The 26237-nt window shown below is 71.3% G+C and carries 24 protein-coding genes and 1 tRNA gene; 17 read left to right on the top strand and 8 right to left on the bottom strand.

Going from position 1 to position 26237, the window contains the following annotated elements; genetic code table 11:
* Positions 1-13 precede the first annotated feature (13 nt).
* Entirely contained in the window at positions 14-679 is a 666-nt protein-coding gene (locus tag IE226_RS20065) for a molybdopterin-dependent oxidoreductase (RefSeq protein ID WP_190082802.1), read from the top strand.
* Positions 651-1256, top strand: a complete 606-nt coding sequence (locus IE226_RS20060; protein ID WP_229871273.1) for a cytochrome b/b6 domain-containing protein — start codon at positions 651-653, stop codon at positions 1254-1256. The genes IE226_RS20065 and IE226_RS20060 overlap by 29 nt, the downstream gene beginning before the upstream one ends.
* 167 nt (positions 1257-1423) lie before the next feature.
* Here the strand turns inward: IE226_RS20060 and IE226_RS20055 are convergent, their stop codons facing one another.
* Both IE226_RS20055 and IE226_RS20050 read right to left on the bottom strand, forming a co-directional pair.
* Positions 1424-2821 (bottom strand): GntT/GntP/DsdX family permease, encoded by a 1398-nt coding sequence (locus tag IE226_RS20055; RefSeq protein WP_190082665.1) that lies wholly within the window; start codon positions 2819-2821, stop codon positions 1424-1426.
* 81 nt (positions 2822-2902) lie between these two features.
* The gene (locus IE226_RS20050) at positions 2903-3412 is read right to left on the bottom strand and encodes a gluconokinase (RefSeq protein WP_190082664.1); all 510 of its coding nucleotides are present in this window, start codon (positions 3410-3412) and stop codon (positions 2903-2905) included.
* A gap of 172 nt (positions 3413-3584) precedes the next feature.
* Here IE226_RS20050 and IE226_RS20045 point away from each other — a divergent pair, with 172 nt between their 5' ends.
* From IE226_RS20045 to IE226_RS20025, 5 genes are all read left to right on the top strand, one after another.
* Positions 3585-4286 (top strand): FadR/GntR family transcriptional regulator, encoded by a 702-nt coding sequence (locus tag IE226_RS20045; RefSeq protein WP_190082663.1) that lies wholly within the window; start codon positions 3585-3587, stop codon positions 4284-4286.
* 115 nt (positions 4287-4401) lie between these two features.
* Positions 4402-4803 carry a YchJ family protein gene (locus IE226_RS20040; RefSeq protein ID WP_190082662.1) on the top strand — a complete coding sequence of 134 codons (402 nt, stop codon included), beginning with the start codon at positions 4402-4404 and terminating at the stop codon, positions 4801-4803.
* Between the two features lie 292 nt (positions 4804-5095).
* On the top strand, positions 5096-7972 hold the full coding sequence (locus tag IE226_RS20035; RefSeq protein ID WP_190082661.1) for a peroxidase family protein: 2877 nt from the start codon (positions 5096-5098) through the stop codon (positions 7970-7972).
* A complete protein-coding gene (locus IE226_RS20030; RefSeq protein ID WP_190082660.1) occupies positions 7959-9356 on the top strand; it encodes a hypothetical protein in 1398 nt (465 codons plus the stop codon). The genes IE226_RS20035 and IE226_RS20030 overlap by 14 nt, the downstream gene beginning before the upstream one ends.
* Before the next feature lie 92 nt (positions 9357-9448).
* Positions 9449-10321 carry a YhjD/YihY/BrkB family envelope integrity protein gene (locus IE226_RS20025; protein WP_190082659.1) on the top strand — a complete coding sequence of 291 codons (873 nt, stop codon included), beginning with the start codon at positions 9449-9451 and terminating at the stop codon, positions 10319-10321.
* 80 nt (positions 10322-10401) lie between these two features.
* Here IE226_RS20025 and IE226_RS20020 read toward each other — a convergent pair.
* A tRNA-Leu gene (locus tag IE226_RS20020) sits at positions 10402-10486 on the bottom strand.
* 180 nt (positions 10487-10666) lie between these two features.
* On the opposite strand from IE226_RS20020, the gene IE226_RS20015 reads away from it, so the two are divergent.
* The 3 genes from IE226_RS20015 (at position 10667) to IE226_RS45070 (ending at position 13519) form a co-directional block, all read left to right on the top strand.
* Positions 10667-12019, top strand: coding sequence for a M20/M25/M40 family metallo-hydrolase (locus IE226_RS20015; RefSeq protein WP_190082658.1), 1353 nt, complete (start codon positions 10667-10669; stop codon positions 12017-12019).
* Between the two features lie 166 nt (positions 12020-12185).
* Positions 12186-12419, top strand: a complete 234-nt coding sequence (locus IE226_RS20010; protein WP_190082657.1) for a chaplin — start codon at positions 12186-12188, stop codon at positions 12417-12419.
* Positions 12420-12559: 140 nt separating this feature from the next.
* Positions 12560-13519, top strand: coding sequence for a chaplin (locus tag IE226_RS45070; protein WP_190082656.1), 960 nt, complete (start codon positions 12560-12562; stop codon positions 13517-13519).
* Positions 13520-13628: 109 nt separating this feature from the next.
* Here IE226_RS45070 and IE226_RS20000 read toward each other — a convergent pair whose 3' ends face one another.
* Positions 13629-13817 (bottom strand): DUF5703 family protein, encoded by a 189-nt coding sequence (locus IE226_RS20000; RefSeq protein WP_190082655.1) that lies wholly within the window; start codon positions 13815-13817, stop codon positions 13629-13631.
* A 47-nt stretch (positions 13818-13864) separates the two neighbouring features.
* Between IE226_RS20000 and IE226_RS19995 the strand changes: the two genes are divergently transcribed.
* Positions 13865-14677 carry a hypothetical protein gene (locus tag IE226_RS19995; protein WP_190082654.1) on the top strand — a complete coding sequence of 271 codons (813 nt, stop codon included), beginning with the start codon at positions 13865-13867 and terminating at the stop codon, positions 14675-14677.
* Positions 14678-14806: 129 nt separating this feature from the next.
* Here IE226_RS19995 and IE226_RS19990 read toward each other — a convergent pair whose 3' ends face one another.
* Positions 14807-17350 carry a helix-hairpin-helix domain-containing protein gene (locus tag IE226_RS19990; RefSeq protein ID WP_190082653.1) on the bottom strand — a complete coding sequence of 848 codons (2544 nt, stop codon included), beginning with the start codon at positions 17348-17350 and terminating at the stop codon, positions 14807-14809.
* A complete protein-coding gene (locus IE226_RS19985) occupies positions 17347-18327 on the bottom strand; it encodes an aldo/keto reductase (protein ID WP_190082652.1) in 981 nt (326 codons plus the stop codon). The genes IE226_RS19990 and IE226_RS19985 overlap by 4 nt, the downstream gene beginning before the upstream one ends.
* Positions 18328-18491: 164 nt before the next feature.
* On the opposite strand from IE226_RS19985, the gene IE226_RS19980 reads away from it, so the two are divergent.
* Both IE226_RS19980 and IE226_RS19975 read left to right on the top strand, forming a co-directional pair.
* Positions 18492-19541, top strand: coding sequence for an LLM class F420-dependent oxidoreductase (locus tag IE226_RS19980; protein ID WP_190082651.1), 1050 nt, complete (start codon positions 18492-18494; stop codon positions 19539-19541).
* Positions 19542-19773: 232 nt separating this feature from the next.
* Complete coding sequence (locus IE226_RS19975) at positions 19774-20562, top strand: ferritin-like domain-containing protein (protein WP_190082650.1); 789 nt, start codon at positions 19774-19776, stop codon at positions 20560-20562.
* A gap of 19 nt (positions 20563-20581) precedes the next feature.
* Here the strand turns inward: IE226_RS19975 and corA are convergent, their stop codons facing one another.
* A complete protein-coding gene (corA, locus tag IE226_RS19970) occupies positions 20582-21580 on the bottom strand; it encodes a magnesium/cobalt transporter CorA (protein ID WP_190082801.1) in 999 nt (332 codons plus the stop codon).
* Positions 21581-21642: 62 nt separating this feature from the next.
* On the opposite strand from corA, the gene IE226_RS19965 reads away from it, so the two are divergent.
* The 4 genes from IE226_RS19965 (at position 21643) to mshC (ending at position 25409) form a co-directional block, all read left to right on the top strand.
* Positions 21643-22329 carry a histidine phosphatase family protein gene (locus IE226_RS19965; RefSeq protein ID WP_190082649.1) on the top strand — a complete coding sequence of 229 codons (687 nt, stop codon included), beginning with the start codon at positions 21643-21645 and terminating at the stop codon, positions 22327-22329.
* Positions 22330-22411: 82 nt separating this feature from the next.
* Positions 22412-23002 (top strand): DUF3090 domain-containing protein, encoded by a 591-nt coding sequence (locus IE226_RS19960; protein WP_190082648.1) that lies wholly within the window; start codon positions 22412-22414, stop codon positions 23000-23002.
* Positions 22966-23823, top strand: coding sequence for an SCO1664 family protein (locus IE226_RS19955; protein ID WP_190082647.1), 858 nt, complete (start codon positions 22966-22968; stop codon positions 23821-23823). Before IE226_RS19960 ends, IE226_RS19955 begins: the two co-directional genes overlap by 37 nt.
* Before the next feature lie 356 nt (positions 23824-24179).
* Positions 24180-25409, top strand: a complete 1230-nt coding sequence (mshC, locus tag IE226_RS19950; RefSeq protein ID WP_190082646.1) for a cysteine--1-D-myo-inosityl 2-amino-2-deoxy-alpha-D-glucopyranoside ligase — start codon at positions 24180-24182, stop codon at positions 25407-25409.
* An 85-nt stretch (positions 25410-25494) separates the two neighbouring features.
* On the opposite strand, the gene IE226_RS19945 is transcribed toward mshC, so the two are convergent.
* Positions 25495-26181: a hypothetical protein gene (locus IE226_RS19945; RefSeq protein WP_190082645.1), complete on the bottom strand. Its 687-nt coding sequence runs from the start codon at positions 26179-26181 to the stop codon at positions 25495-25497.
* Between the last annotated feature and the right edge of the window lie 56 nt (positions 26182-26237).

Genomic DNA, 26237 nt, shown 5'->3' with positions numbered 1-26237 from the left:
CCTGGTCCTGGGCATGCTCGGCCTCGGCATCGCGGGCGTGGCCGCCGCGCCGCCGCTCCAGCGGGGCCTGGAATCCTTCCTGGGCGCCGCGTCCGACAAGGACCCCACGGGCCTGACGGACCTGCTCCCCAACGGCGGCGGCTTCCGCTACTACTCCGTCGCCGCCTCCGTCCCGCACAAGAGCGCGTCGACGTACCGCCTGAAGATCGACGGCCTGGTGGACCGCCCCGCGACGTACTCCCTCGCCGAGCTGCGCTCCCTGCCGCAGACCCGCATGGTGCGCGACGTCCAGTGCGTGACCGGCTGGCGGGTTCCGGGCACCCCCTTCGAGGGCGTATGGCTCTCCCGCCTCCTGGACGCGGCAGGGGTACGCCCGGCCGCCCGGGCCGTCCGCTTCACGTGCTTCGACGGCACGTACAGCGAGAGCCTGACGCTGAAGCAGGCCCGGCGGAAGGACGTCCTGGTGGCCCTGCGCATGCAGGACAAGGACCTGGCCCACAGCCACGGCGGGCCGGCCCGCCTCTATGTCGCTCCCATGTACTTCTACAAGTCGGCGAAGTGGCTCTCCGGGATCACGCTCACCGACGAGGTGGAGCCGGGCTACTGGGAGAAGCGGGGCTATGACGTCGACGCGTGGGTGGGTGATTCCAATGGCAGGGACGACGAGCCCACGGCTTGAGGCGGCCGCGGCACGGGTGCGCAGGTTCAGCCCGGCCGAGCGGTGGGTGCACCGCATGACGGCGATCCTGATGGGCGTGTGCGTGGCGACCGCCGCGTGCCTGTACGTCCCTCAGCTCGCGGAGCTGGTGGGCCGCCGCGCCTTGGTGGTGACCGTCCACGAATGGTCGGGCCTGCTGCTCCCGGCCCCGTTCCTGGCGGGCCTGGCGTCCCGCGCCTTCCGCGGCGACCTGCGCCTCCTGAACCGCTTCGGCCCGCACGACAGGGCCTGGCTGCGGCGGCGCACCCGGCGGGCGGGCAAGTTCAACGCGGGCCAGAAGCTGTATGCGGGCTGGCTGGCCGGAGCGGTCCTGGTGATGCTGGGCACGGGCCTGCTGATGTGGTTCACGCACCTGGCCCCCCTGTCCTGGCGTACGGGAAGCACGTTCGTCCACGACTGGCTGGCCCTTGCCCTGGGCGTGGTGATCGCGGGCCACGTGGGCATGGCGTGGGCGGACCCGGAGTCGAGACGGGGGATGCGGACCGGGTCGGTGGACCCGGAGTGGGCGGAGCAGGAGCATCCGCTGTGGCGTAGGTAGACGCAGATGCCGGCCGGGCTGGATCAGCCCGGCCGGCATCTTTCAGCCTGTCCGGCGTTTGAGGACGAACTCGGCGGAGCCGGTGATTGACGGCAACCAAGGCCCCCGCGCCAGCGGGTTTTCGGGAAGGGGCGGGGTTGGGGAAAGAGAAGTAGCTCTGACCCCGCCTAAATGACAAGCGAAAGCAACAGCACCAGCCCACCCGCGACAACGGAGATGATCGTCTCCATCACGGACCAGGTCTTGATCGTCTGCCCGACGCTCAGCCCGAAGTACTCCTTCACCAGCCAGAACCCCGCGTCGTTCACGTGCGAGAAGAAGAGCGACCCGGCCCCGATGGCCAGCACGAGCAGCGCGGTGTGCGAGTCGGACATGTCCGCGGCCAGCGGAGCCACGAGCCCGGCGGCCGAGATGGTCGCCACCGTCGCGGACCCCGTGGCGAGGCGGATCACCACGGCGATCAGCCACGCGAGCAGGAGCGCCGGAATCGACCAGTCCTCGGAGATCTCCAGGACCATCTGACCGACACCCGAGTCGATGAGGGTCTGCTTGAAGCCACCGCCCGCACCCACGATCATCAGCACACCGGCGATCGGCGCGAGCGACTTCTCGACGGTGGTCGAGAGCCGGTCCTTCGTGAAGCCGGCCGCACGGCCGAGGGTGAACATGCCCACGATCACCGCGGCGAGCAGCGCGATCAGCGGCGAGCCGACGACGTCGAAGACCCGCTGGACGGTGTGGTCGGGGTTGTCGACGATGATGTCGACAAGCGCCTTGGCCAGCATCATCACGACGGGAAGCAGCACGGTCGCGACCGTCACGCCGAACCCGGGACGCTTCTCCAGGTCCTCGGAAGGACGCTGCGGCATCATCTTCTCGGGGGCGGGGACATCCACCCACTTCGCCGCGTACTTCGAGAAGACGGGGCCCGCGATGATCACCGTAGGAATGGCGACGAGCACACCGAGAGCGAGAGTGATGCCCAGGTTGGCGTCCACCGCGTCGATCGCGACCAGCGGGCCGGGGTGCGGCGGGATGAGCCCGTGCATCACGGACAGACCGGCCAGGGCCGGGATGCCGATCCGCATCAGCGAGTAGTTGCCGCGCTTGGCGACCATCAGGACGACCGGGATCAGCAGCACGATGCCGACCTCGAAGAACAGCGGAAGCCCGATCACCGAGGCGATGAGGACCATCGCCCAGGGCATCGCACGCCCACCCGCCTTGGCTAGGATGGTGTCGACGATCTGGTCCGCGCCGCCGGAGTCGGCGAGCAGCTTGCCGAGGATCGCGCCGAGAGCGATCAGTACACCCACGCCCGCGACCGTGTCGCCGAGACCCGCGGTGAAGCTTTCGATCGTCTTGTCGAGCGGGGCACCCGCGAAGGCGCCGAGGGCGAGCGACCCGATGGTCAGGGCCAGGAACGCGTGCAGCTTGAACTTCGTGATGAGCAGAACGATGACGGCGATGCCCGCGAGAACGGCGATGCCCAGCTGGGCATGGCCAGCGGAGGTGATCGGCTCGGCGGCGTCCGCTGCCAGCATCTCAACGCTGAGACTGGTCACGGTGTCTTCCTTGAACGTCAGGGGAGGGGGGTGCGGGGGTGCGAGGGGTTCGGGGGCGCGAGGGGAGGCGCCTACGGGGAACTACCGGTCGAGCGCGCCCAGCGCCTCGAAGGCGCGCTCGCTGATCTCTTCCGGACTGCCGGAGACGTCGACCGCGACGCCCGCCTCGTCCGCGCCGAGCGGCTGAAGCGTGGCGAACTGCGAGTCGAGCAGGGCCGTCGGCATGAAGTGGCCCTCGCGGTGCGACATCCGGTCCTCGATGAGGGCCCGGTCGCCGGTGAGGTGGACGAAGACGATGCCGGGGGCCTCGGCCCGCAGGCGGTCGCGATAGCTGCGCTTCAGCGCCGAGCTGCTGACCACACCGCCGAGCCCGGCCCTGCCGTGGGCCCAGGCGCCGATGGCATCGAGCCACGGCCAGCGGTCGTCGTCGGTCAGCGGGGTCCCGGCCGACATCTTGGCGATGTTCGCAGGGGGGTGGAAGTCGTCGCCCTCGGCGTAGGGAACGCCGAGCTGTGCCGCGAGCAGGGGACCGATCGTTGTCTTGCCGGTTCCTGCCACGCCCATCACTACGACGACGTGGGGGGTGCTCATCGCTGTCGTGCCTCGCTGTCTTCTTCGACATCGGTCCGGGAACGAGCCACGGGACGGGGGAGGCCCGTGGCTCGTTCACGTCACTGAAACCTATTAGGTCTGACAAATTCAAGAGTCTGTGACACAAAAGTCTGACTTTTTGTTCCCGAGGGCCGCCGCATACCCTGACGTCATGACCGCACAGGCCCGTGGGCTGCACGCTCGTGTACTGGAAAGCCTCGGGCCCGCCATCACCGGCGGCGAGTACCCGCCGGGCAGCGTGTTGCGCACGGACGAGCTGGCCCAGCGGTTCGAGGTCTCACGCTCCGTCGTACGGGAAGCGGTGCGGGTCCTGGAGTCGATGCACCTGGTCGAGTCCCGGCGCCGGGTCGGTGTGACCGTACTGCCCACGGCCGAGTGGAACGTCTACGACCCGCAGGTCATCCGGTGGCGTCTGGCCGGCGCCGACCGGCCGCGCCAGCTGCGCTCCCTCACGGTCCTGCGCTCGGCGATCGAACCCGCCGCCGCGGGCCTCGCCGCCCAGCACGCCACCCCCGAGCAGTGCGCGGCCCTCACCGAGTGCGCCCTCGGCATGGTCGCCACCTCGCGGGGCCAGCAGCTGGAGGGCTACCTCTTCCACGACGTCAACTTCCACCGCATCGTCCTGAACGCGTCGGGCAACGAGATGTTCGCCCGCCTCGGCGATGTCGTCGCGGAGGTCCTCGCGGGCCGTACCCACCACCAGGTCATGTTCGAGGACCCGGACCCGGCAGCCGTCACCCTGCATGTCAGGCTCGCGGAGGCGGTGCGCGAGGGGGACGCCGCCGCCGCGGAGGCCATTACGCGGGAGATCGCAGTGGGGGCGCTGCACGAGCTGGACATTCTCGCCCCGTAGTGGACGCCTCCTTCCGGGGCTCGGATGCCTTCCGCGGGCGCGTCGTGGCTGGTCGCGCAGTTCCCCGCGCCCCTGCGGGGCGCTCCTCCCCCCGTCGTCGGGGACAATGGTCCGCATGTCCCGACGCGCCCCCCGTGCCCAGTCCTGCCCCTGCGGCCACCCCGAGCCGTACGAGAAATGCTGCGGACGGCTGCACCGGGGCGAGGCCGTGGCCGCCGTGCCCGAGGAGCTGATGCGCTCCCGCTACTGCGCCTTCGCCGTCAGGGACGAGGCGTATCTCCTGCGCACCTGGCACCCGCGCACCCGGCCGCCGCGCGTGGAGTTCGACCCGGGGCTGCGCTGGGTCGGCCTGGAGATCCTGGACACCGCCGACGGCACCGCGTTCCACACCACCGGCACGGTCGAGTTCCGGGCCCGCTACACCGACGGCGGGCGCAAGGAGTCCCTGCACGAGCGCAGCCGCTTCGAGCGCCTCGACGGGGCGTGGGTGTACGTCGACGGCGCCTTCATCGCCTAGCTCGCCCGGCGCGCCTCGGCGGACCCGTCACGGACCGGCCATCGGCGTACTCGGCTCCCGGGGCTGCTGTGAGAGGAGACTTCGGGAGGGACACCCGGACGATCACCCGATCCGCGCCGCTCGAACGCCCCGGTACGCCCGACGGGCCCGAATACCCTGCCTTGCCTGCCTGTTCGACGTACGCAGCTCACCCCGCACATAGGCGAGAACCCGCGCTGCGGCCGTCCCGCGCCGCCAGTAGCGTCCAAGGGCCTGTCCCGTCCCGTACGCCTGCGTGCGAAGGAAGAGCCTGATGGCCGACAGCGGAGAGTACGAGCAGACCTACGAGCGCTACGCGGGCGGCAGCCCCGAGGCGGAACACCGCCTCTTCGAGCGCCTGGCCCGCGAAATCATGAAGGTCCAGGCGAAGAACCGGCGTGCGGCCGGCGCCGGTTCCCTCGCGCGCACCCAGCACGCCAAACCCGCGCTCGGCGTGGAGAACGCCCGCCTCACTTTCCACGACGACCTGCCCGAGGCCCTGCGCGGCGGTTTCGCCCAGCCGGGAGCCGAGTACCCGGCGACCGTGCGGCTCTCCAACGCCGGCGGCACCCGGCAGCCCGACGCCGCGGCCGATCTGCGCGGCGTGGCCGTGCGCGTGACGGTGTCGGACGAGGAGAGCCACGACCTGCTGGCCACCAACTTCCCGGTGTCGCACGCCCGCGACGCCCGTGAGTTCGTCGCCTTCGCCAAGGTCATGGCGGGCGCCACCAGTCGGCTGCAGAAGGCCATCGGCCTGTTCGTGAAGCTCCCGCTGGCCGTCGGCCTCTCCACCGCGACCCGCATGCGGCGCAACATCCAGTCCGCCACCCGGCACACGGTCAACAGCCTGGCCAGGGAGACGTACTGGAGCCGCGGCGCCATCCTCTGGGGCGAGGCAGGACCGGTCCGCTACCTCCTGCGCCCCGTCGTGGGCAGCGCCCCCGAACCGAAGCCCGAACGCCGCGACCCCGGCTTCCTCCACCGCGAACTCGCGCACCGCCTGGTCACCTCGGACATCGCCTTCGACCTGTGCGTCCAGCGGTACGTGGACGAGAAGCGCACGCCCGTCGAGGACGGCTCCGTGGAGTGGAGGGACACCATCACGCCCGCGGTGCCCGTCGCACGCCTCACCGTGCCGCGCCAGGACCTGGCCACCGTCGAGGCCATGGCCGCGGCCGGGCGGGTCGAGGAACTGGCCTTCAACCCCTGGTACACGACCGAGGAGTTCCGCCCCCTCGGCAACCTCAACCGGGCCCGCAAAGCCGCGTACGAAGCCAGCGCCGCCCACCGCAAGGGCCTGCGTTTCGACACCGCGGAGCCGCTGCGCAACACCGTCCTCGGCATCCCGGTCGGACGTTTCTTCGGCGCGCTCAACCGCTATGTGCCGTGGCACAGGCTGCCGGTGTCGGCGAGCCTGCTGAACCTGGTCTTCCTGCGCAAGGTGCTGCGGCGCCTCAACCTCATCGACACCGACGTCCACGAGGCACCGCCGAAGGCCGTCCCCGTGCCCGCGCCGGTCGACGAGCGGCTGCGCACGGCCCGGTCCTACGACGGGTCGTACAACGACCTCTCCGCGCCCTCCATGGGAGCCGTGGGCGCTGCCTTCGGACGCAACCTGAAGCCGGACTACCGGCCCGACCTCTTCGACACCCCGAACCCGGTCACCGTCAGCCGCACGCTCCTGCAGCGCGAGACCTTCGTGCCCGCGACCTCGCTCAACATCCTGGCCGCGGCCTGGATCCAGTTCCAGGTCCACGACTGGGTCAACCACCGCCGCTACCCGGCGGGCACCAAGTCGGTCGAGGTGCCGCTGCCGCCCGGCAGCATCTGGCACAACACCCCCGGCGGGCCCGCCGAGAACGTGATGCGCTTCGCCGAGAACGAGGGCATCGAGGTCCCCGGCAACCAGCCGCCCATCCTCTTCGCCAACAGCGCGTCCCACTGGTGGGACGGCTCGGAGGTGTACGGCGCCGACGAGCAGACCGCGAGGTTCCTGCGCGAGGCCGACGGCAGCGCCGACCTGCGCCTGGAGGACGGCCACCTGCCCCTCGGCCCCAACGGCGTCCCGCTCACCGGCTTCAACGAGAGCTGGTGGCTCGGCCTCAGCGCCATGCACACGCTCTTCGCCCGCGAGCACAACGCGGTCTGCGCGGCCATGCGCCGCGAGTACCCCGCGATGAGCGAGGACAGCATCTATCACGCGGCGCGTCTGGTCGTCTCCGCCCTCATCGCCAAGATCCACACGGTGGAGTGGACCCCGGCGATCCTCGCCACCGAGGCCATCGACCTGGGTCTGCACACCAACTGGGAGGGCCCGCCGGACAACTGGCTGAACAAGCTCGGCCTGTGGCTCCTGGAGGCCCACTCGCTGACCGGCATCTCCAAGACGCTGCCGGACCACCACGCGGCGCCGTACTCCCTCACCGAGGACTTCGTCACCGTCTACCGCATGCACCCGCTGATCCCCGACGACTACGTGATGCGCGAGCACCACTTCGGGCGGCCCCTGGAGACCCTCGGCTTCCGGGACATCCAGGGCGTCGCGGCCGAGGCCGCCATCCGCAAGACGGGCCTCGCCGACACCCTCTACTCGTTCGGCATCGCCCACCCCGGCGCGATCACCCTGAACAACTTCCCGCGCGCGCTGCAGAACTTCGAGCGCGACGGCGAGATCATCGACCTGTCGGTCGTCGACCTCGTGCGCACCCGCAGGCGGGGCGTGCCGCGCTACAACGACTTCCGCGCCGGCCTGCACAAGCCGCGCATCAGCCGCTTCGAGGACCTGAGCCAGGACCCCGGGACCGTCGCGCGCCTCAAGGACGTCTACGACTCGGTCGACGAGATCGACACCGTGGTCGGCCTGTTCGCCGAGAACCCGCCGACCGGCTTCGGCTTCAGCGACACGGCCTTCCGCATCTTCATCCTGATGGCCACCCGGCGCCTGCAGAGCGACCGCTTCCTGACCGTCGACTACCGGCCCGAGATCTACACCCCGCTGGGCATCGACTGGGTGGAGCGGGGCGGCATGAAGTCCGTCATCCAGCGGCACGCCCCGGACCTCGCGGGTCTGCTGCCGCGCGGCGCGAGCGCGTTCGCCCCGTGGAGGCAGGTGCAGCCGATGCGGGACGGAGGCACTGATGCCGCAGGCTGACGGCGGCTCCGGCGGCCGGGCGGACGGGCACCACCCCGGCCTCGCCGACCTCTTCGCACGACCGCTCCTGGAGACGGTCTGGCGCCGCCGCACCCACCGGGTGAGCCGCGGCGCCACCGTCCCGGCGGGATCGATGAGCTACGTCTCCAAGGAAGCGCCGCAGCCGCTGACCGAGCTGGAGGAAGCGGTCCTGATCGCCCTCACCGGCTGCACCGGGCTCACGATGCCGGACCGCCCCTTCGACGATCCGCGAGACGGCAAACCGATCATGGCGAAGCCGAACCTGACCATGGCGGGACGTACGGCGGGCAGCCCCGACAACGCGCAGGGCACGCACTTCTTCCTGATCAACGACACCGGCACGTACTACCTGCGGAAGCTGCCCCCGGCGCCGGAGGAACCCTTCGACGGCCCGACCCTGACCGCTCGCGCACGGGAGGCCAAGGTCAGGGTCCTCGACCACCGTCTGGACGTGGCGGAGGGCCTGCGCGACTTCCCGGCCTACCTGGACTCGAACCGCTTCCTGTCCAACCTGCCCGGCACGACGGTCCTCTTCCCGGTGGTGGACCTGTCCCACCAGTACATCAACGCCGTGATGTATCTGCTCACCCAGCCGGACGGGGCGCGGCCCACGCTGGTGGACGACCGGAACTTCTACCGTCCGGCGGGCGTGAAGAAGTGGGTCAAGAACGGCTTCCTGAACGGGAAACTGAAGCTGCCGCTGGGCGCGCTCGGCCCGCTGCGCACCCAGATCGAGGCCGACCTGCTGCTCCAGAACCTGATGCTGGTGGCCGAGGCGATGGGCCTCGGCGCCTGGATCCACGCGTCCGTCAACCCGCAGATCGCCCTGGGCGACCCGAAGTTCTCCCGCGTCTACGGCAGGATGCTCGGCTTCACCTTCGTCACCCCGCGCTGGCGCCCGGCCGACGTGTGGCGCTGGCACATCCCGCTCCCCAAGTACGCGAACGTACGCTCGCACCCGGTGGGCCTGCGGGCGCCGGACGGCGAGCCGCTTATCTCCGCGACCTGCCCGCCCGCGTTCGCGTCGATGTCCGACGCGGTGGACGCGGTGATCCGCGAGAAGTTCGGCCCCGGCGGCGTCTACGGCGACAAGGACGTCTTCAGCCGCATCTACCGCGAGGACTACGGCCGCCGCTACCTCGCCGAGGCGAGCGAGTACGAGGAACGGGTGGTCGAGTGCGCCCGCGACATCTGCACGTACATCCTGCGCACCCACCGCCGCTTCCCCGCGCACACGGACGCGATCCACGTCCCCGGGATCTGGCTCCAGGCGCATCACGTGGAGAACGAGTACTACGACAGATTCTTCAACAGCGGCCTGACCCCGGCACACCGGCGGCACGAGGAGCTGTGGGACGGCTAGGGGGCCCCTGACGGGTCCGGCCGCCTTTTGACGGGCCCCGTTCGGCGGTACGGCGGACTGCCTCCGCGGCGATTGCGGGTAGGCGATCCGACATGCCCCAAGCACCCGGTACGCCCGATCGCGGCGGCCCCGCCCAGCACGGCCGGTGGTTTCCGCGCCCGGACCGGCGGGCCCCGGCCCCGCTCGTGGGCCTCGCCTGGAACCGCGGCCGCGAGATGGAGCTGATGCACCGCGCCATGGGCTTCGCCGCGCTCAGCTTCCTCACGCTCGTGCCCCTCCTCGTGGTCGTCGCCGCCGCCGATCTGGCGAGGGGAGAGGGCTTCGCCCGGTGGCTGGTGCAGGGTCTCGGGGTCTCCGAGGTGCCGGAGGAGGAGATCAAGAAACTCTTCGGCGCACCGGGCCAGGCTCTGCAGCGGACCACGGCGCTCGGCCTCGGCGCGCTCGCGGCATTCGGCGTGACCTTCGGGTCGGCCGTACAGACCGGCTACGAGCGGGTGTGGGACCTGCCCGCGGCGCGCTGGCACACGATGTGGCGGCACGTGGTCTGGCTGGCGGTGCTGGTCTTCTTCCTGCTGCTCTTCGTCACGACGCCCACACCGGAGGAGTCGTCCGCCGCGGAGACCGCCCTCGTCACCACGGCCGACACCATCGGCGTCTTCCTCTTCTTCTGGTGGTCGCAACGCTGGCTGCTCTGCGGCCGCCTCCGCTGGCGGGCCCTGGCCCCCGGAGCCGCCGCGACGGCCCTCGGCCTGCTGGGGCTGCGGGTCTTCTCGCAGTTCGTCTTCTCACCGCTGATCGCGTCGAACGCGGTGACGTACGGCCCGTTCGGCACCGTGCTGATCCTGCAGTCCTGGCTGGTGGGCGTGGGCTTCGTCGTCTACGGCGGAGCACTGGTGGGCCGCCTCGCCCACGAGCGGTGGGTGCGGCGCGGGCTGCCGGGCTACGGGGAGGACTCAGGCGACTGACGGCGACTGCCGGGGGGCAACGCAAACGGTGCCGGCCGAAAGTCGGCCAGCACCGGCTGTGTACTGATTGCTCTGCGTTGTGTCCGAGGGGGGACTTGAACCCCCACGCCCGATAAAGGGCACTAGCACCTCAAGCTAGCGCGTCTGCCATTCCGCCACCCGGACCGGTGGTCTGTCGCGGTTTCCCGCGGCGACGTGGAAAACCATAGCAAACATTCGGGGGCCTCCGTTCACACAGGTCAGGTGCGTGAACGGCGTATGTCGACGGGTGCCCGGCCTTGGGCGTCGGGGGTGGGCGCGGGAGGATGAACGTGACCACCAGCAGCGATAGCGGGAGGAACCATCGTGAGCGAGTCGAGCAGGGCCGACAGGGCGGGCGACGCGGACCGGGCGCGGACCGTCACCGGTGAGGACGAGGTCGTCGATCTCTGCCGCGATCTGATCCGCATCGACACCAGCAACTACGGCGACCACTCGGGCCCGGGCGAGCGCAAGGCGGCCGAGTACGTCGCGGAGAAGCTCGCCGAGGTGGGGCTCGAACCGCAGATCTTCGAATCGCACCCGGGCCGGGCCTCCACGGTCGCCCGCATCGAGGGCGAGGACCGCTCCCGGCCCGCGCTGCTCATCCACGGCCACACCGACGTCGTACCGGCGAACGCCCAGGACTGGACGCACCACCCCTTCTCCGGGGAGATCGCGGACGGCTGTGTGTGGGGCCGCGGCGCCGTCGACATGAAGGACATGGACGCGATGACCCTCGCGGTCGTCCGGGAGCGCATGCGCACCGGGCGCAAGCCTCCGCGCGACATCGTGGTGTCGTTCATGGCCGACGAGGAGGCCGGCGGCACGTACGGCGCGCGCTACCTCGTCGACAACCACCCGGAGCTCTTCGAGGGCGTCACGGAGGCCATCAGCGAGGTCGGCGGCTTCTCCTACCAGGTCAACGAGGACCTGCGGCTCTACCTCATCGAGACGGCCCAGAAGGGCATGCACTGGATGAAGCTGACCGTGGACGGCACCGCGGGCCACGGTTCGATGATCCACAAGGACAACGCCATCACCGAACTGTCCGAGGCGGTCGGCCGGTTGGGGCGGCACGAGTTCCCGGTGCGGGTGACCAAGACGCTGCGGCACTTCCTGGACGAGCTCGGCGACGCCCTCGGCACCGAGCTCGACCCCGAGAACATGGACGAGACGCTCGCCAAGCTCGGCGGCATCGCCAAGCTCATCGGCGCCTCGCTCAAGAACACCGCCAACCCCACCCAGCTGGGCGCGGGCTACAAGGTCAACGTCATCCCCGGGCAGGCGACCGCGCACGTCGACGGCCGCTTCCTGCCGGGGTACGAGGAGGAGTTCCTCGCCGACCTGGACCGGCTCCTCGGCCCGCACGTCAAGCGCGCGGACGTGCACGCGGACAAGGCCCTGGAGACGTCCTTCGACGGCGCGCTCGTCGACGCCATGCAGACGGCGCTCCAGGCCGAGGACCCGATCGCCAAGGCCGTGCCGTACATGCTCTCCGCGGGCACCGACGCCAAGTCCTTCGACGACCTCGGCATCCGCGGCTTCGGCTTCGCGCCGCTGAAGCTGCCGCCGGAGCTGGACTTCGCGGGCATGTTCCACGGCGTGGACGAGCGGGTGCCGGTGGACGGTCTCAAGTTCGGTGTGCGCGTGCTCGACCGGTTCATCGACGCGTCCTGAGACGCGCCCCGGAGCGCGCCCCGAGGGGAAACTCCAATAATCGTCAGCGCGTGCGTACTTGACTGAAAAGAGTGAAAGGAACAATAGGCTCGTAGCTCCGTCACCCCCTCCTCGTTACAGGTGATGCGGTCCGCGGCTGGGATCGCATTGCCAACAAGGAGGAAAAATGATCAAGAAGATCGTCGCTGCTGTGGCTGCCACGGGTGGTCTCGTGCTCGCGGGTGCGGGTATCGCTGCTGCCGACGCCGGCGCCCAGGGTGCCGCCGTGAATTCCCCCGGCGTGCTCTCGGGCAATGTCGTTCAGGCGCCCATCCACATTCCGGTGAACGTCTGCGGCAACACGGTCTCCGTGATCGGGCTGCTGAACCCCACCTTCGGCAACGCCTGCGTCAACAAGTGACGTTGCTGTGCCTCACCCCATGAGGGGCTGAGCCCGCCGGTCCCGGAGTGCGCCCCATGCACTCCGGGACTTTCGGGCATTCCGTGTACGCGTCGTGGGGGGCGTACGCATTCCTGAAGGTCACAAGACAGGGAATACCTATGCGACAGGTCACTCGAAAGGGCCTGATCACGGTGGCGGCCGCGACGGGCGTACTCGCCATCAGCGGTGGATACGCGCAAGCCGACTCGGGCGCCGGTGGGGGTACATCGGATTCTCCGGGCGTACTCTCCGGCAATTCGGTCCAGCTCCCGGTGCACGTGCCGGTGAATGTCTGCGGCAACAGCGTCAACGTCGTCGGGGTGCTCAACCCTGCGATGGGCAACAACTGCGCCAACACCTCCGACGGGGGCGGCAACGGCTCGCACAAGCCCTCGGGCGGCGGATCCTCGGCGCACGGGCACAGCAGCGATTCGCCCGGCGTCGGCTCGGGCAACGACGTTCAGCTGCCGGTCGACGTGCCGGTGAACGTCTGCGGAAACAGCGTCACCATCGTCGGTGTCGGCAACGCGACCGCCGGTGACGACTGCGTCAACGACTCGGGTGACGCGCAGCCGCCGGGCGGCGAGAACCCTCCCGGGGGGCCGGAGCAGCCGCCGGGTGGTGAGAACCCTCCCGGGGGGCCGGAGCAGCCGCCGGGTGGTGAGAACCCTCCCGGGGGGCCGGAGCAGCCGCCGGGTGGTGAGAACCCTCCCGGGGGGCCGGAGCAGCCGCCGGGTGGTGAGAACCCGCCCGGGGGGCCGGAGCAGCCGCCGGGCGGCCCGCAGCAGCCCGAGCATCCGGGGAAGCCGGAGCAGCCGGGGAAGCCCGGGGAGCCCGGGCAGCCCGGAACGCCGGGCGAGAAGCCCTCGGACGACCGGGCGATGCCGAACCAGCCGGGGTCACCGAACGAGCCGGGGACCCCGAACCAGCCGGGGGCGCAGATCATCGCGCAGCCGAAGGGCTCGGAGACGCTCGCTCAGACGGGCGGCGAGCTGCCGATCGGTGTCGTGCTGCCGGTGGGCGCGGGCATGCTGCTCGCGGGGACGGTGCTCTACCGCAGGGCGCGGTCGGCCGCCTGATCCGGGCGGATACCGCCGCTTGATCCCGTACGTAGAACGGAGGGTGTCCCGCTCGGCGGGGCGCCCTCCGTTCCGCTGTTCCTTTCGTTTCCCCGCTCGCTCCCTCACGTCACCAGGTGGCCCGCAGCTGGCGGATGATCCGCCGCTTCAGCCGCACCCTGCGACTGCCGTCCGCGTGCAGGCTGAGACGGTCCAACTCCCAGTGTCCGTACTCCGCATGGTCCGTCAGCAGGCGCGTCGCTTCCTTGCGGGTGACCCCGCGCGGCACATACACGTCGACAAATTCGTATTCCGGCATCGCATCTATTGTGCAAGTACGGGCCCGCTACGGATAGCGTCTGCACTATGTCTGATGCTGCGCAGCCAACCGCTGCCGAGGTACGCGCCGCCGCCGAGGCGGTCAAGACCGCGCTCGACCGTCACCTTGCCGCGGTCGAACGCAGGTCGGGGGAGGACGACCCGGCCGTCTATGAGGCGTTCAACGAGCTGGCCGCCGCGGCCGAGGAGTACGACGAGCTCCTCTACGACCGATACGACGAGGTCACCCCCTTCGAGATCCCCGGCTCGGACAGCGATGTGCTGCCGCCGTACCAGGGCCCGGAAGAGGCGAACGCGCTGAGCGTGCTGATCCGCAGGGACTACGCGGTGGCGGAGCCGCAACGGCTCCTCGCGCAGGCCCAGCGGGTCGCGGACCTCGACGCGGACGCGGTGGACGGGAGTCCGGCCGCGGAGGCGGCGGGCAGCAGCGTACATGCCGCGCTCGGAGTCCTCTTCGGGGAGTTCGAACCGGACGAAATCGCCTCCCGGCACAAGGAGTTCGGCCTGGAGGAGGGCGACTCCACGCTCTGGGTCACCGCGGCGGACGAACCCGCGGAGCCGGGGGAATGGCTCGACACCCCCTTCGACGCGGCGGACCCGCACCGGGTCGTGTGCCGCTTCGACGTCAGCGCGGTCTTCGACGACGAACGGGACGACGATGATCGCGTCGGCCCCGTCGGCGCCGATGTCCGTGTGCGCGTCGATCCCGACGCGGTGGCGGTCCTCGGGGAACTCGACGATATCGACGAGGCGGACGACGTGGACGACGTGGACGTCGTAGATGTCGCGGATGTCGTGGACGTAGACGACGACAGAAGCCCCTTGGACGCCGATCGCTGACCCCCGCAGGCGTGTGGAGCGGCCCCTGCCGGCCGCCCCACCGTCTCCGTGGCCCTGTGCGCGGGGCGGGCACGGAAGTGCGGGGCGGTCCGGGGGCGGCTCAGGGCGTGGCGGGGGCCTCGGGCCGGGTCAGGGCGTGGTGGGGACCTGGGGGCGCAGGAGGGTCTGGAGGCGGGTCGTGCGGGGCTTCGGGGGGATCTCCGACACCGCGCGCGGCAGCGCCTGCTCCGCGCCCTGGACCACCGACAGGTGCCGCTCGCCGCGGCCGAACGCGGTGTAGACCCAGGGCCTGCTCAGGGCCGCGGTCGCGTCGCCCGGCAGTACCACGACCGCCGCGGGCCAGCTCAGGCCCACGGCCTGGTGCGCGGTGAGCGCCCACGCGTGCCGCACCGTCTGCTCGACCTGCTCCTTCGGTACGACGACGGGGGCGCCGTCACACTCCAGGTGCAGCCCCTCCGCGTCGGCCCGCACGACCCGGCCCGGCGTCGTGCGCCCCGGCGCGGGGACGTGGGCGACGCGGTCGCCGGGGTCGAAGCCGCCGAACCGGCCGGGGCCGGGGTTCAGCCGCTCCTTGAGCGCGGTGTTCAGCGCCCGGGTGCCCGCGGCGCCGCCATGTCCGGGAGTGATCACCTGGGTGTCCTGCGGCGGCACCCCGATCGCGCGGGGCACCGAGTCCGCCACGAGCTGCACCGTGCGGTGGACCGCCTCGCCCGCGTCGCGCACGGGGACGATCACGACCTCCTTGCCCGGCGCCTCGACCTGGTTCAGCTCGCCGATGCCGATGCCGGAGACCAGTTCCCCGATGGGGCCGGGGTCCGGGACGCGCGAGACGACCTGCGGGCAGCAGCGCGCCGCGAGGAGGTCCGCGAAGACCCGGCCGGGGCCCGCCGACCACAGCAGTCCCGGATCACCGCTGAGCACGAGACGGGCGCCGTCCGGCAGGGACTCCACCAGCATCGCGGCGGTCTCCACGTCCAGCTGCGGCGCGTCCAGGACCACCAGGAGGTCGAGCGCGAGTGCTCCGTCCCTGTCGCGGCCGGGGCCCTCGGCGCCGGAGAGCAGCCCCGCCACGGTGGCGGTGCCCGCCTCGTCCGAGCCGATGAGTCCGGCGACGCGCCCGCGCCCCGCGGAGCTGTGCGTGGCCGCCCATACGCGCAGGCCCAGGCCCGCCGCGGCAGCCGCAAGGGCGGCGGGCTCGGCGCGTGCCGCCTCGCCTCCGGTGTGCAGGACGAGTCCGTGCCCCGCCACCGCGCGGATCAGCTCGGCGGTGGAACCGGACGCCTCGCCCGCGGCGGTCTCCCAGTCTGTGGCGGGTGAGCCCGGACCCTCGTCTTTGGACAGGGAGTTGATCACTCGGGCGAGGCCGTCGGCGAGGCTCTCCTCGGCGAGCGCGTACTGCTCGAGGCCGACCAGGACACGGACCGGCTGTTCGGCCTCCGCGCCCTCGCCGTCGCCCTCTTCCTGTACGGGGGCCGGGGCGCCCGGTGTCTCGACGGCGTCCTGGAAGACCAGGATGTCGCCCTCCGCGATGGCGCTCTGCACCGCCGCGTCCGGATCGGGCACGGCGCGCTGACCGAGCGCCGCGGTGAGCGCCGCCGCGTCCAGGGCGGTGTGCCCCGCGACAGCCGCCTGCTCCAGGAGCCAGGCGGTGATCGCGCGCCCCCGCCGCTCGTCGTCGGGCCCGCACTCGGCGCCGAGCAGTGCCCGCGCGAAGCCGTCGGCCTGTTCCGTGCGCACGCCGCCGACCCGCAGCAACTGCCAGGGGTCCTCCCGCAGCAGGGCGTCGGCGCCTTCGCCGAGCGCCGCCGCCGTCCGCTCGGCGAGGGCGGCAGGCGCCCCGCCTTCGGCGAGCACGGCACGGACCGCGCCCACGGCTTCGTCGCCGGGTCCCGACGGGGCCGGGGCGACGGGCTGCGGCCGGCGCACGGGCTCGGGCGCGGCCTTGCGCGGCGCGGGTCCGGGCTCGCTGAAGGCGCTGTCGACCGGCTTCTCGCCGCTCTCCACCGCGCGCACGGCGGCCAGGAGATCGGCGGCCGTGCCGCTCAGCTTGGCCCCGGCGTCGACCGGCCCCTGCTTGGCGGCCTTCCGCTCGGCGATCCGCTCCCGCAACTCCCGCTGCGCGGCGATCTCGGCCTCGGTCTCCGAAAGCTCTTTGCTCTCGGCGGCGGCACCCTCGACGGCATCGGTTGCGGCGGAGCCTTCCGTCGCGGCCGTCGCTTCGGTCTCCGGTACGGCGGGAGCCTCCACGTGTTCCGCGGAAGGGGACTGCGGGCGGTCCTCGGTCTCGGCGGCGTCGGGACCGGCGGAGTCTTCCGGCCCGGGCGTCGCTCCGGTCTCCGGTACGGCGTGAGTTTCCGCCTGCTCCGCCGACGCGGTCTGCGGGCGGCCCTCGGCCTCGGTGGCGTCGACCTCGGCGGAGCCTTCCGTCGCGGCCGTCGCTCCGGCCTCCGGTACGGCGGGAGCCTCCGCGTGTTCCGCGGAAGGGGACTGCGGGCGGTCCTCGGTCTCGGCGGCGTCGGGATCGGCGGAGTCTTCCGGCCCGGGCGGCGTGCCGTCGGGGGCGGCGGTGTCGGGGTCGGCCGCGTCCCCGGCCTCCGGTGTGACCGCCCCGGTCTCCTGTGCGGCAGCGGCTTCCGCTTCCTGCGCGGCAGCGGTTTCCGGCTCCGTACTCACAGCGTGCTCCAGTCGTGATCGGGGTAGCGGTGCACGGGCGCCGACACATCGTCGAGCGCCTGGCAGATCTCGTCAGGAAGACTAAGGGTCTCCACTGACAATGCGGCCGTGAGCTGCTGCGCGTTGCGCGCGCCGACGATCGGCGCGGTCACTCCGGGGCGGTCCCGCACCCAGGCGAGGGCGACCTGGAGAGGCGTCGCCGCCAAGCCGTCCGCGGCCGTGGCGAGCGCGTCGACGATGCGGCTCGCGGCATCGTCGAGGTAGGGCGCGACGAACGGCGCGAAGTGCTCCGAGCCGCCGCGCGAGTCGGCCGGGGTCGAGGTGCGGTACTTCCCGGTGAGCACGCCGCGGCCCAGCGGCGACGAGGGCAGCAGGCCCACGCCCAGGTCCATCGCCGCGGGCAGCAGCTCCCGCTCGACGCCGCGCTGCAGCAGGGAGTACTCCATCTGCGCACTGGCCAGGCGCGTGCGCGTGCCCGGCGCCGCGAGCTGCCACGTCGCCGCCTTGGCCAGCTGCCAGCCGGAGAAGTTCGAGATGCCCGCATAGCGCGCCCGGCCGCTGCTGACGGCGATGTCCAGGGCCTGGAGCGTCTCTTCCAGAGGCGTACTGAGGTCGAAGGCGTGCAGCTGCCACAGGTCCACGTAATCCGTGCCGAGGCGGGCCAGGGACGCGTCGAGCGCGGACAGGAGGTGGCCCCTGGAGCCGTCGAAGCGCCGGTCGGGGTCGGGCACGCTGCCCGCCTTGGTCGCGACGACCAGATCGCGGCGCGGAACGAGCCGTTCTATGAGACGGCCGAGCAGATACTCCGCCTCCCCGTCGCCGTACACATCGGCCGTGTCGACGAGGTTGCCGCCGGCTTCCCAGAACACCTTCAGCAGGTCGGCGGCGTCGCTCTCCTGAGTGTGTCCCCAGGTCAGGGTGCCGAGTCCGATCCGGGACACGCGAAGGCCGGTACGGCCGAGATGCCTCTGCTCCATGGGCGCTGAGATTACTGGCCGTGCTCCGGCGGCGTGAGGGGCTGTGGACAAACCCGCGCCCGTGGACAACCCGGCCACCCGCGCGCCCGCCGCTGACGGCGCGCCGAGCCACGCGCTACAGTCCCCGGCACAGGTACGTTACTGCTCAGTAAGGGGATTCGGCCATGCAGCTCGGGATCAACCTCGGCTACTGGGGCGCGGGGATGGACGCGGACAACCTCGCCGTCGCCAAGGAGGCCGACAAGCTCGGCTACGCGGTCTGCTGGGCCGCGGAGGCGTACGGCTCGGACGCCGCCACGGTGCTGTCCTGGGTGGCCGCGCAGACCGAACGCATCGACATCGGATCCGCGATCTTCCAGATCCCGGCCAGGCAGCCCGCGATGACCGCGATGACGGCTGCCACGCTCGACTCGCTCTCCGGCGGCCGCTTCCGCCTCGGCCTCGGTGTCTCCGGGCCGCAGGTCTCCGAGGGCTGGTACGGCGTCAAGTTCGACAAGCCGCTCGCCCGCACCCGCGAATACGTCGAGATCGTCCGCAAGGCGATGACGCGCGAGCGCCTCAGCTACGAGGGCGAGCACTGGACGCTTCCGCTGCCGGACGGACCGGGCAAGCCCATCAAGCTCACCGTCCACCCGCAGCGCGAGCACATCCCGCTGTACGTCGCCGCGATCGGCCCCAAGAACCTGGAGCAGACCGGCGAGATCGCCGACGGCGCCCTGCTGATCTTCCCCTCGGCCGAGCACCTGGAGGAGACCGCCGTCCGCCACCTGCGCGCCGGGCGCGAGAAGGCGGGCAAGACGATGGAGGGCTTCGACGTCGTCCCGACGGTGCCGCTCGCGATCGGCGACGACGTCAGCGCCCTCGCGGACATGTTCCGCCCGTACACCGCCCTCTACGTGGGCGGCATGGGCAGCCGCAAGCAGAACTTCTACAACCAGCTCGCCCAGCGCATGGGCTACGAGAAGGAAGCCGCCGAGATCCAGGACAAGTACCTGTCCGGCGACAAGGACGGTGCGGCGGCCGCCGTGCCGCGCGAGCTGATCGACTCGACCACGCTGCTCGGCTCCGTGGACCGCGTCGCCGAGCGGATGCAGGCCTACGCGGCCGCCGGGGTCACCACACTCACGCTGGCGCCGGCCGGCTTCACGCTCGAGGAGCGGATCACGGCCCTGCGCGCGGGTACGCAGGCGCTGGAGCGCGCCGGTCTCGCGTAACAGGAGGGGGAAGTTCTGCGGCCGTGGTGGGGGCTCGGGGGTCTTCCCCGCCACGGCCGTCACGGAGCACAACGCGTCGCGCGGCCCCTCGGTTACGGCCCCGTCCGGGGCAGCTGTCCTTCGTTTGGCGGAGCTGTACCTGACAGCTGTTGCCACACTCGTGCCCGCGCATTTGACTTGCTCTTTGCGGAGTCCGCGCGGTGTTCTCGCGGAGGGCATGGAGGTGCCAGTGATGCTTTCGGCCAGGAGTGTCTTCGAGGAGATCCTCGACAACGACGAGTCGTTCCGGCTCTTCTGTTCCATCGCGGCCAGCGGGGAGACACAAGGCGGCTGGGAGAACGGGCGCATCGCCGCGCTGCTCCCGGAGGGACGGCGCGCGCTCGGCCCCAAGGTCGCCCGGCACGGCGCCGACGAGGACAAGCACGGACGCATCTTCAACGCCCTTCTCAAGAAGCGCGGCCTCGAGCCCGTCCCGGTGCCGCCCGAGACGGACTACACGATGCTCCTGGAGCGGCAGGGGATCGGCCTGGCCCACGACAAGCTGCGCCGCGAGGAGCCGTTGACCGAGCGGGACGTCGTCGTCTACCTCTCGCACAGCCGCGTCACCGAGCAGCGCGCCGCCGACCAGATGGACATGCTGGTCACGTACTTCGGCGACCACCCTGAGGTCGGCAAGGCCATCAGGATGATCTGCCACGACGAGGAGAACCACCTGGCCTACTGCCACGAGGAGTTGCTGCGCCTCGCGGCCGAGGGACACGGGCGGACGATCCTCGACGCCCTGCACGAGTGCGCCCGTGCCGAGACGCGCGTGTACCGGGACGTGAGCCTCGCCGTGATGGGCCACATGGGACGCATCCTGAACTGGCCGAAGCCCAAGTCCGCCGCGCTCGCCTCGGGCATCCGCGCCATCTCCGCGTACGAACGCCTCGGCGGCTGGCGGCGGATGGTGTCCCTGAAGATGCCCGAGCGGCGCGACGCCCTCGGCGGGCCCGCCGAGCCCGCGCCCGGCTTCGCCTGAGCGCGGGGCGGCCCGCCCGCTAGAGCCAGCCGCGGCGCTTGAACAGCTGGTAGAGGAAGACCTCGAGCGCGGCCATCAGGAGGATCACGGCGGGGTAGGCCCACACCCAGTGCAACTCGGGCATGTGGTCGAAGTTCATGCCGTAGACCCCCGCGATCATCGTGGGGACGGCGGCCATGGCCGCCCACGCCGAGATCTTCCGCATGTCGTCGTTCTGCCGCACGCTCATCTGCGCCAGATGCGCGGAGAGGATGTCGGAGACCAGGCGGTCGAGGCTGTCCACCCAGTCGTTCACGCGCGTCAGGTGGTCGCTGACGTCCCGGAAGAACGGCTTCGCCGTGTCCTTCACGAAGGGCACGTCCGGAGCGAAGGGCCCCGTTCCGGAGAGGCGCATCATGGGCATCGCCAACGGACCCGTGGCGCGGCGGAACTCGACGATCTGACGCTTGAACCGGTAGATCCGGGACGCCGTGTTGCGGCTGCCCCCGCTGTCGGGCGAGAAGACCTCCGCCTCCAGCTCCTCCAGGTCGGTCTGCAACTCGGCCGCGACGTCGAGGTAGTGGTCGACCGTGGCGTCGGCGACCGCGTACAGGACGGACGTCGGGCCGTGCCGCAGCAGGTCCGGCTCCGCCTCCAGGCGATGGCGTACGGCGCCCAGGGGCGAGCCCTCGCCGTGCCGGACCGTCACCACGAAGGCGTCGCCGATGAAGACCATGACCTCGCCCGAGGAGACCGCGTCGCTGTCCGGCTCGTACACGACCGGTTTCAGGACCACGAAAAGCGAGTCGTCGAACACTTCGAGCTTGGGCCGCTGGTGGGCCTTCAGGGCGTCCTCCACCGCCAGCGGATGCAGCCCGAACTCCTCGCTGACCTCGTCGAACTCCGCTTCCGTCGGTTCGTGCAGGCCCACCCAGACAAAGGCGTCCCCCGCCGTACGCGCCTGGTCGACGGTGTGCGAGAAGTCCTCGCCGCACTCGGTCCGGCGCCCGTTCCGGTACATCGCGCAGTCCACGATCACGGAGCGCATTCTCCCCGACCTGGGCTCGGGGCGCACCCCGTCGGCGGCTTAGGCTGGCTCGCATGCCCACGCTGATCCTCGTCCGGCACGGACGATCCACCGCCAACACCGCGGGTCTGCTCGCCGGGTGGACCCCCGGCGTGGCCCTGGACGAGCGCGGCGCCGCACAGGCCGCGGCGCTGCCCGGACGCCTCGCGGACCTGCCGCTCGCCGAAGTCGTCGCCAGCCCGCTCCAGCGCTGCCAGGAGACCCTCGCGCCGCTGCTCGCGGCGCGCCCGGAACTGCGGCTGCACAGCGACGACCGCATCGGGGAGTGCCACTACGGAGACTGGTCCGGCCGCAAGCTGGCCGAGCTGTCCGACGAGCCGCTGATGGAGGTCGTACAGCAGCATCCGTCGGCCGCCGCCTTCCCCGGCGGCGAGTCCATGCGGGCCATGCAGACGCGCGCGGCCGAGGCGGTACGGGAGTGGAACGCGCGCGTGGAGCGCGACCACGGCCCCGACGCCGTGTACCTGATGTGCTCGCACGGCGACATCATCAAGTCGCTTGTCGCGGACGCCATCGGACTGCATCTGGACCTCTTCCAGCGCATCTCCGTGGAGCCCTGCTCAGTCACCGTCATCCGCTACACGCGGCTGCGGCCCTTCCTCGTGCGCCTCGGGGACACCGGCGACTTCGGTTCGCTCGCTCCCCGCGCGGAGCCGTCCGGCAGCGACGCGGCGGTGGGTGGCGATGGGGGGGCGCCGTGATCGTCGCCCGAAGTAGGGTGCATTCGTCGCGTACGAACAAGCGCAAGTGATCAATCGCAGTCGATCCCAATGGAGACAGGACGTGTCGCGTCAGGTGTTCCTCTACGACCCGCCGGAACGCTTCGTGGCCGGAACGGTCGGGCTCCCCGGCCGGCGTACCTTCTTCCTCCAGGCCTCCGCCGGAGTCCGGGTGACCAGTGTCGCCCTGGAGAAGACCCAGGTGGCCGCGCTCGCCGAACGCATGGAAGAGCTGCTCGACGAGGTCGTGCGCCGCAGCGGCGGCAACACGCCGGTGCCCGCCGTCGCCTCCGCCGACGTCACCGACAGTGCGCCGCTCGACTCGCCCGTCGAGGAGGAGTTCCGCGTCGGCACGATGGCGCTCGCCTGGGACGGCGACGAGGAGCGGATGATCGTCGAGGCGCAGGCCCTCGTCGAGCTGGACGCCGAGTCCGACGAGGATCTCGCGGAAGCCGAGGAAAGGCTTCTGCAGGACGAGGAGAACGGGCCGCCGATGCTGCGCGTGCGGCTCACCGGGGCGCAGGCGCGCGCGTTCGCCAAGCGCGCCCTCGACGTCGTGAACGCGGGGCGGCCGCCGTGCCCGTTGTGCAGCCTCCCGCTCGACCCGGAAGGACACGTATGCCCGCGGCAGAACGGATACCGGCGGGGCGCGTGAGCGTCGCCTCCGGCACCGACGTCATGGAGCTGCTCACCCGGGGTGAGCTGACCGTGCGCGGGCGGATCCGCGAGGCCTCGAACGCGGTGCTCTACTGCTCCGTCTCGTACGACGGCCGGGAAGCCGCCTGCGTCTACAAGCCGGTCGCCGGTGAGCGTCCCCTGTGGGATTTCCCCGACGGAACACTCGCGCAGCGCGAGGTGGCGGCGTACGAGGTCTCCGAGGCGACGGGGTGGGGCCTTGTCCCGCCGACCGTGCTGCGGGACGGGCCCGCCGGCGAGGGCATGTGCCAGCTGTGGATCGAGGGCTCCGACACGGACCCCGAGTCCGCCGAGGACGGCGGGGAGCTGCTCGCCCTCGTCGAAGGCGCGGAGCCCGGCGAGGGCTGGAAGGCGATCGGCTTCGCCGATGTGGGGGAGGGACGGACGGCTCTTCTCGTGCACGCGGACGACGAGCGGCTGCGGCGGCTCGCCGTGCTCGACGCGGTGATCAACAACGCCGACCGCAAGGGCGGGCATCTGCTGACCGATGCCGGCCGGCTGTACGGGATCGACCACGGGGTCACGTTCAACGCCGAGGACAAGCTGCGGACGCTGCTGTGGGGGTGGGCGGGGGAGCCGCTGACCGCCGAGGCGGTGGGGGTCCTGGAGTCCCTGCGGGACGGCCTCGCGGCGGATGCGCCGCTGGCCCTGCGCCTCGGGGAGCTCATCACGGGCGCCGAGGTGGACGCGGTCCGCGCGCGGGTCGCCGCGCTGCTGGCATCCGGAAAGCATCCCGTACCCGGCGGGGAGTGGCCAGCCATTCCGTGGCCGCCGGTTTAGCCCTGGCGTGGGTGGCGGGTTGGCTCTGCCGGGTCTGCCGGGGCGGCCCTGCCGGGTTCTGTTTGCGTACCGCCGGTTCGCCTGTGCCCTGCGGCTTCGATTGCGCCCGGCACTCTGCCTTCCCCGAGATCTCGGCTTCGCCCGATCAGGGGAGGCAGCCCGAATGCTCTGCGGGACGCCTGTCCGCGATGAGGCGGAGGGGGGTTGTCGGGTCTCGATGCGAGGGGAACAGGCGGGTGGGCGGGAGGAAAATTTCCGGCCCTCGGGGGTGTGGCTGCTGGTCCGAGGCGTTCCCGACCGGATAAACCTAGATCCCCCGCTCGTATGCGGACGCTCCGTCCGGTTAGGCTCATGGCATGCATGCCTGGCCCGCTTCTGAGGTCCCCGCCCTGCCCGGCAAGGGCCGCGACCTCCGGATCCACGACACCGCGACCGGCGGTCTCGTCACCCTTGACCCCGGTCCCGTCGCCCGTATCTACGTCTGCGGCATCACTCCGTACGACGCGACCCACATGGGTCACGCGGCGACCTACAACGCGTTCGACCTCGTGCAGCGCGTGTGGCTCGACACCAAGCGGCAGGTTCATTACGTCCAGAACGTGACCGACGTGGACGACCCGCTCCTGGAACGCGCCACCCGCGACGGAAAGGACTGGGTCGAGCTCGCCGAGGGCGAGACCGCCCTGTTCCGCGAGGACATGACCGCCCTGCGGCTGCTTCCGCCGCAGCACTACATCGGAGCCGTCGAGGCGATACCCGGCATCGTGCCGCTCGTCGAACGCCTCCGGGACATGGGCGCCGCCTATGACCTGGAGGGTGACGTCTACTTCTCCGTCGATTCCGACCCCCACTTCGGTGAGGTCTCCGGCCTCGACGCCGCCGCGATGAAGCTGCTCTCCGCCGAGCGCGGCGGTGACCCGGAGCGTCCGGGCAAGAAGGACCCGCTCGACCCGATGCTCTGGATGGCGGCCCGCGAGGGCGAGCCGAGCTGGGACGGCGCATCCCTCGGCCGTGGCCGCCCCGGCTGGCACATCGAGTGTGTGGCCATCGCCCTCGACCACCTGGGAATGGGCTTCGACGTGCAGGGCGGCGGATCCGACCTGGCGTTCCCGCACCACGAGATGGGCGCCTCGCACGCGCAGGCCCTCACCGGTGAGCACCCGTTCGCCAAGGCGTACGTCCACGCGGGCATGGTCGCCCTGGACGGCGAGAAGATGTCCAAGTCCAAGGGCAACCTCGTCTTCGTGTCGAAGCTGCGGCGGGACGGCACCGACCCGGCCGCCATCCGCCTCGCGCTCCTGGCCAACCACTACCGCGCGGACTGGGAGTGGACCGGCTCCGTCCTGACCGAGGCCGAGGAGCGGCTCGCCCGGTGGCGTGCCGCCGTCTCACGCCCCGACGGCCCCGGCGCCGGGGAACTGGTCGAGGAGATCCGCGAAGCCCTCGCGAACGACCTGGACTCTCCGGCCGCACTCGCCGCCGTGGACCGCTGGGCCGCCCGCCAGGACGCCGAGGGAGGCACGGACGAGGGCGCCCCCGGCGTCGTGTCGCGCGCCGTCGACGCACTGCTTGGCGTGGCCCTGTAGGCACCGAGCCAGACAGCGGCGCCGGGCGGGGAGGTCTCCGCCCGGCGCCGCCGTCTGTTCACGCTTCACGCGACGGCGGTGACCGTCACTTGGTGACCACGATGGCCAGCAGGTACGCGGGGTTGTTGGTGTCGTAGTAGCCGATCACCGTCTGCCCGAAGGCGAACGCCTCCTGGACCTCGTCGTGGGTCTGCGGGCTGGGGTTGACGAACACCCGCCAGTCGTTGTCGACGAACAGATGGAGCATCGAAGCCTGGCCGGGGAGGGGCTGGACGACGTCCCAGAACGACGTGGCGACGTTCGAGGCGAGCGCCTGCGTGGAGATCTGGGGCGCCCGGGCCTGCGGGACCTGCTCCTGGCCGAACTGCTGGAGCAGTTGCTGGAACGGCTGCTGCCGGCCGAGCTGCTGCAACTGCTGGTGCAGTTGCGGCGGCACGTGCTGCGTGCCTTGCTGCCCCTGCATGCCCGGCATACCGGACGTGCCCTGCATGCCCTGCTGCCCCTGCATGCCCGGCATACCGGACGCGCCCTGCATGCCCTGCTGTCCCTGCATCCCCTGCATGCCGGACATGCCCTGCCGGCCGAACGGCTGCTGGCCGGCCTGCTGCCCGAACTGCTGCTGCCCGAACTGCTGCGGCGGCGCGGTACTCGGTTCCTGCTGCTGACCTTGCTGCTGTGCCTGCTGCTGGCCCTGCTGGGGGCCGAACTCCTGCTGAGGTCCGTACTGCTGGCCTTGCTGTTGCACGGGACTCATGTACGGGGTGGTGCTCATGCGGGTGCCACCTTCCCTCAATGGTTGGGGTGCTTCAGCGATGCGCGTGGTGCTCC

This window comes from Streptomyces longisporoflavus, assembly GCF_014649775.1.
Classification (GTDB): Bacteria; Actinomycetota; Actinomycetes; order Streptomycetales; family Streptomycetaceae; genus Streptomyces; species Streptomyces longisporoflavus.
This window is presented reverse-complemented; position numbering and strand designations above follow the sequence as displayed.

What these genes read in the sequence shown, in the direction of transcription:
- IE226_RS19975 (WP_190082650.1), top strand. Translation starts at nt 19,774, where the DNA reads ATGCTTTCGGCCAGGAGTGTCTTCGAGGAGATCCTCGACAACGACGAG.
- IE226_RS19995 (WP_190082654.1), top strand. Translation starts at nt 13,865, where the DNA reads ATGTCTGATGCTGCGCAGCCAACCGCTGCCGAGGTACGCGCCGCCGCC.
- IE226_RS19965 (WP_190082649.1), top strand. Translation starts at nt 21,643, where the DNA reads ATGCCCACGCTGATCCTCGTCCGGCACGGACGATCCACCGCCAACACC.
- IE226_RS20060 (WP_229871273.1), top strand. Translation starts at nt 651, where the DNA reads ATGGCAGGGACGACGAGCCCACGGCTTGAGGCGGCCGCGGCACGGGTG.
- IE226_RS20050 (WP_190082664.1), bottom strand. Translation starts at nt 3,412, where the DNA reads ATGAGCACCCCCCACGTCGTCGTAGTGATGGGCGTGGCAGGAACCGGC.
- IE226_RS19980 (WP_190082651.1), top strand. Translation starts at nt 18,492, where the DNA reads ATGCAGCTCGGGATCAACCTCGGCTACTGGGGCGCGGGGATGGACGCG.
- mshC (WP_190082646.1), top strand. Translation starts at nt 24,180, where the DNA reads ATGCATGCCTGGCCCGCTTCTGAGGTCCCCGCCCTGCCCGGCAAGGGC.
- IE226_RS45070 (WP_190082656.1), top strand. Translation starts at nt 12,560, where the DNA reads ATGCGACAGGTCACTCGAAAGGGCCTGATCACGGTGGCGGCCGCGACG.
- IE226_RS19945 (WP_190082645.1), bottom strand. Translation starts at nt 26,181, where the DNA reads ATGAGCACCACCCCGTACATGAGTCCCGTGCAACAGCAAGGCCAGCAG.
- IE226_RS20030 (WP_190082660.1), top strand. Translation starts at nt 7,959, where the DNA reads ATGCCGCAGGCTGACGGCGGCTCCGGCGGCCGGGCGGACGGGCACCAC.
- IE226_RS19955 (WP_190082647.1), top strand. Translation starts at nt 22,966, where the DNA reads ATGCCCGCGGCAGAACGGATACCGGCGGGGCGCGTGAGCGTCGCCTCC.
- IE226_RS20035 (WP_190082661.1), top strand. Translation starts at nt 5,096, where the DNA reads ATGGCCGACAGCGGAGAGTACGAGCAGACCTACGAGCGCTACGCGGGC.
- IE226_RS20045 (WP_190082663.1), top strand. Translation starts at nt 3,585, where the DNA reads ATGACCGCACAGGCCCGTGGGCTGCACGCTCGTGTACTGGAAAGCCTC.
- IE226_RS20040 (WP_190082662.1), top strand. Translation starts at nt 4,402, where the DNA reads ATGTCCCGACGCGCCCCCCGTGCCCAGTCCTGCCCCTGCGGCCACCCC.
- IE226_RS19985 (WP_190082652.1), bottom strand. Translation starts at nt 18,327, where the DNA reads ATGGAGCAGAGGCATCTCGGCCGTACCGGCCTTCGCGTGTCCCGGATC.
- IE226_RS20010 (WP_190082657.1), top strand. Translation starts at nt 12,186, where the DNA reads ATGATCAAGAAGATCGTCGCTGCTGTGGCTGCCACGGGTGGTCTCGTG.
- IE226_RS20000 (WP_190082655.1), bottom strand. Translation starts at nt 13,817, where the DNA reads ATGCCGGAATACGAATTTGTCGACGTGTATGTGCCGCGCGGGGTCACC.
- IE226_RS20025 (WP_190082659.1), top strand. Translation starts at nt 9,449, where the DNA reads ATGCCCCAAGCACCCGGTACGCCCGATCGCGGCGGCCCCGCCCAGCAC.
- IE226_RS20065 (WP_190082802.1), top strand. Translation starts at nt 14, where the DNA reads ATGCTCGGCCTCGGCATCGCGGGCGTGGCCGCCGCGCCGCCGCTCCAG.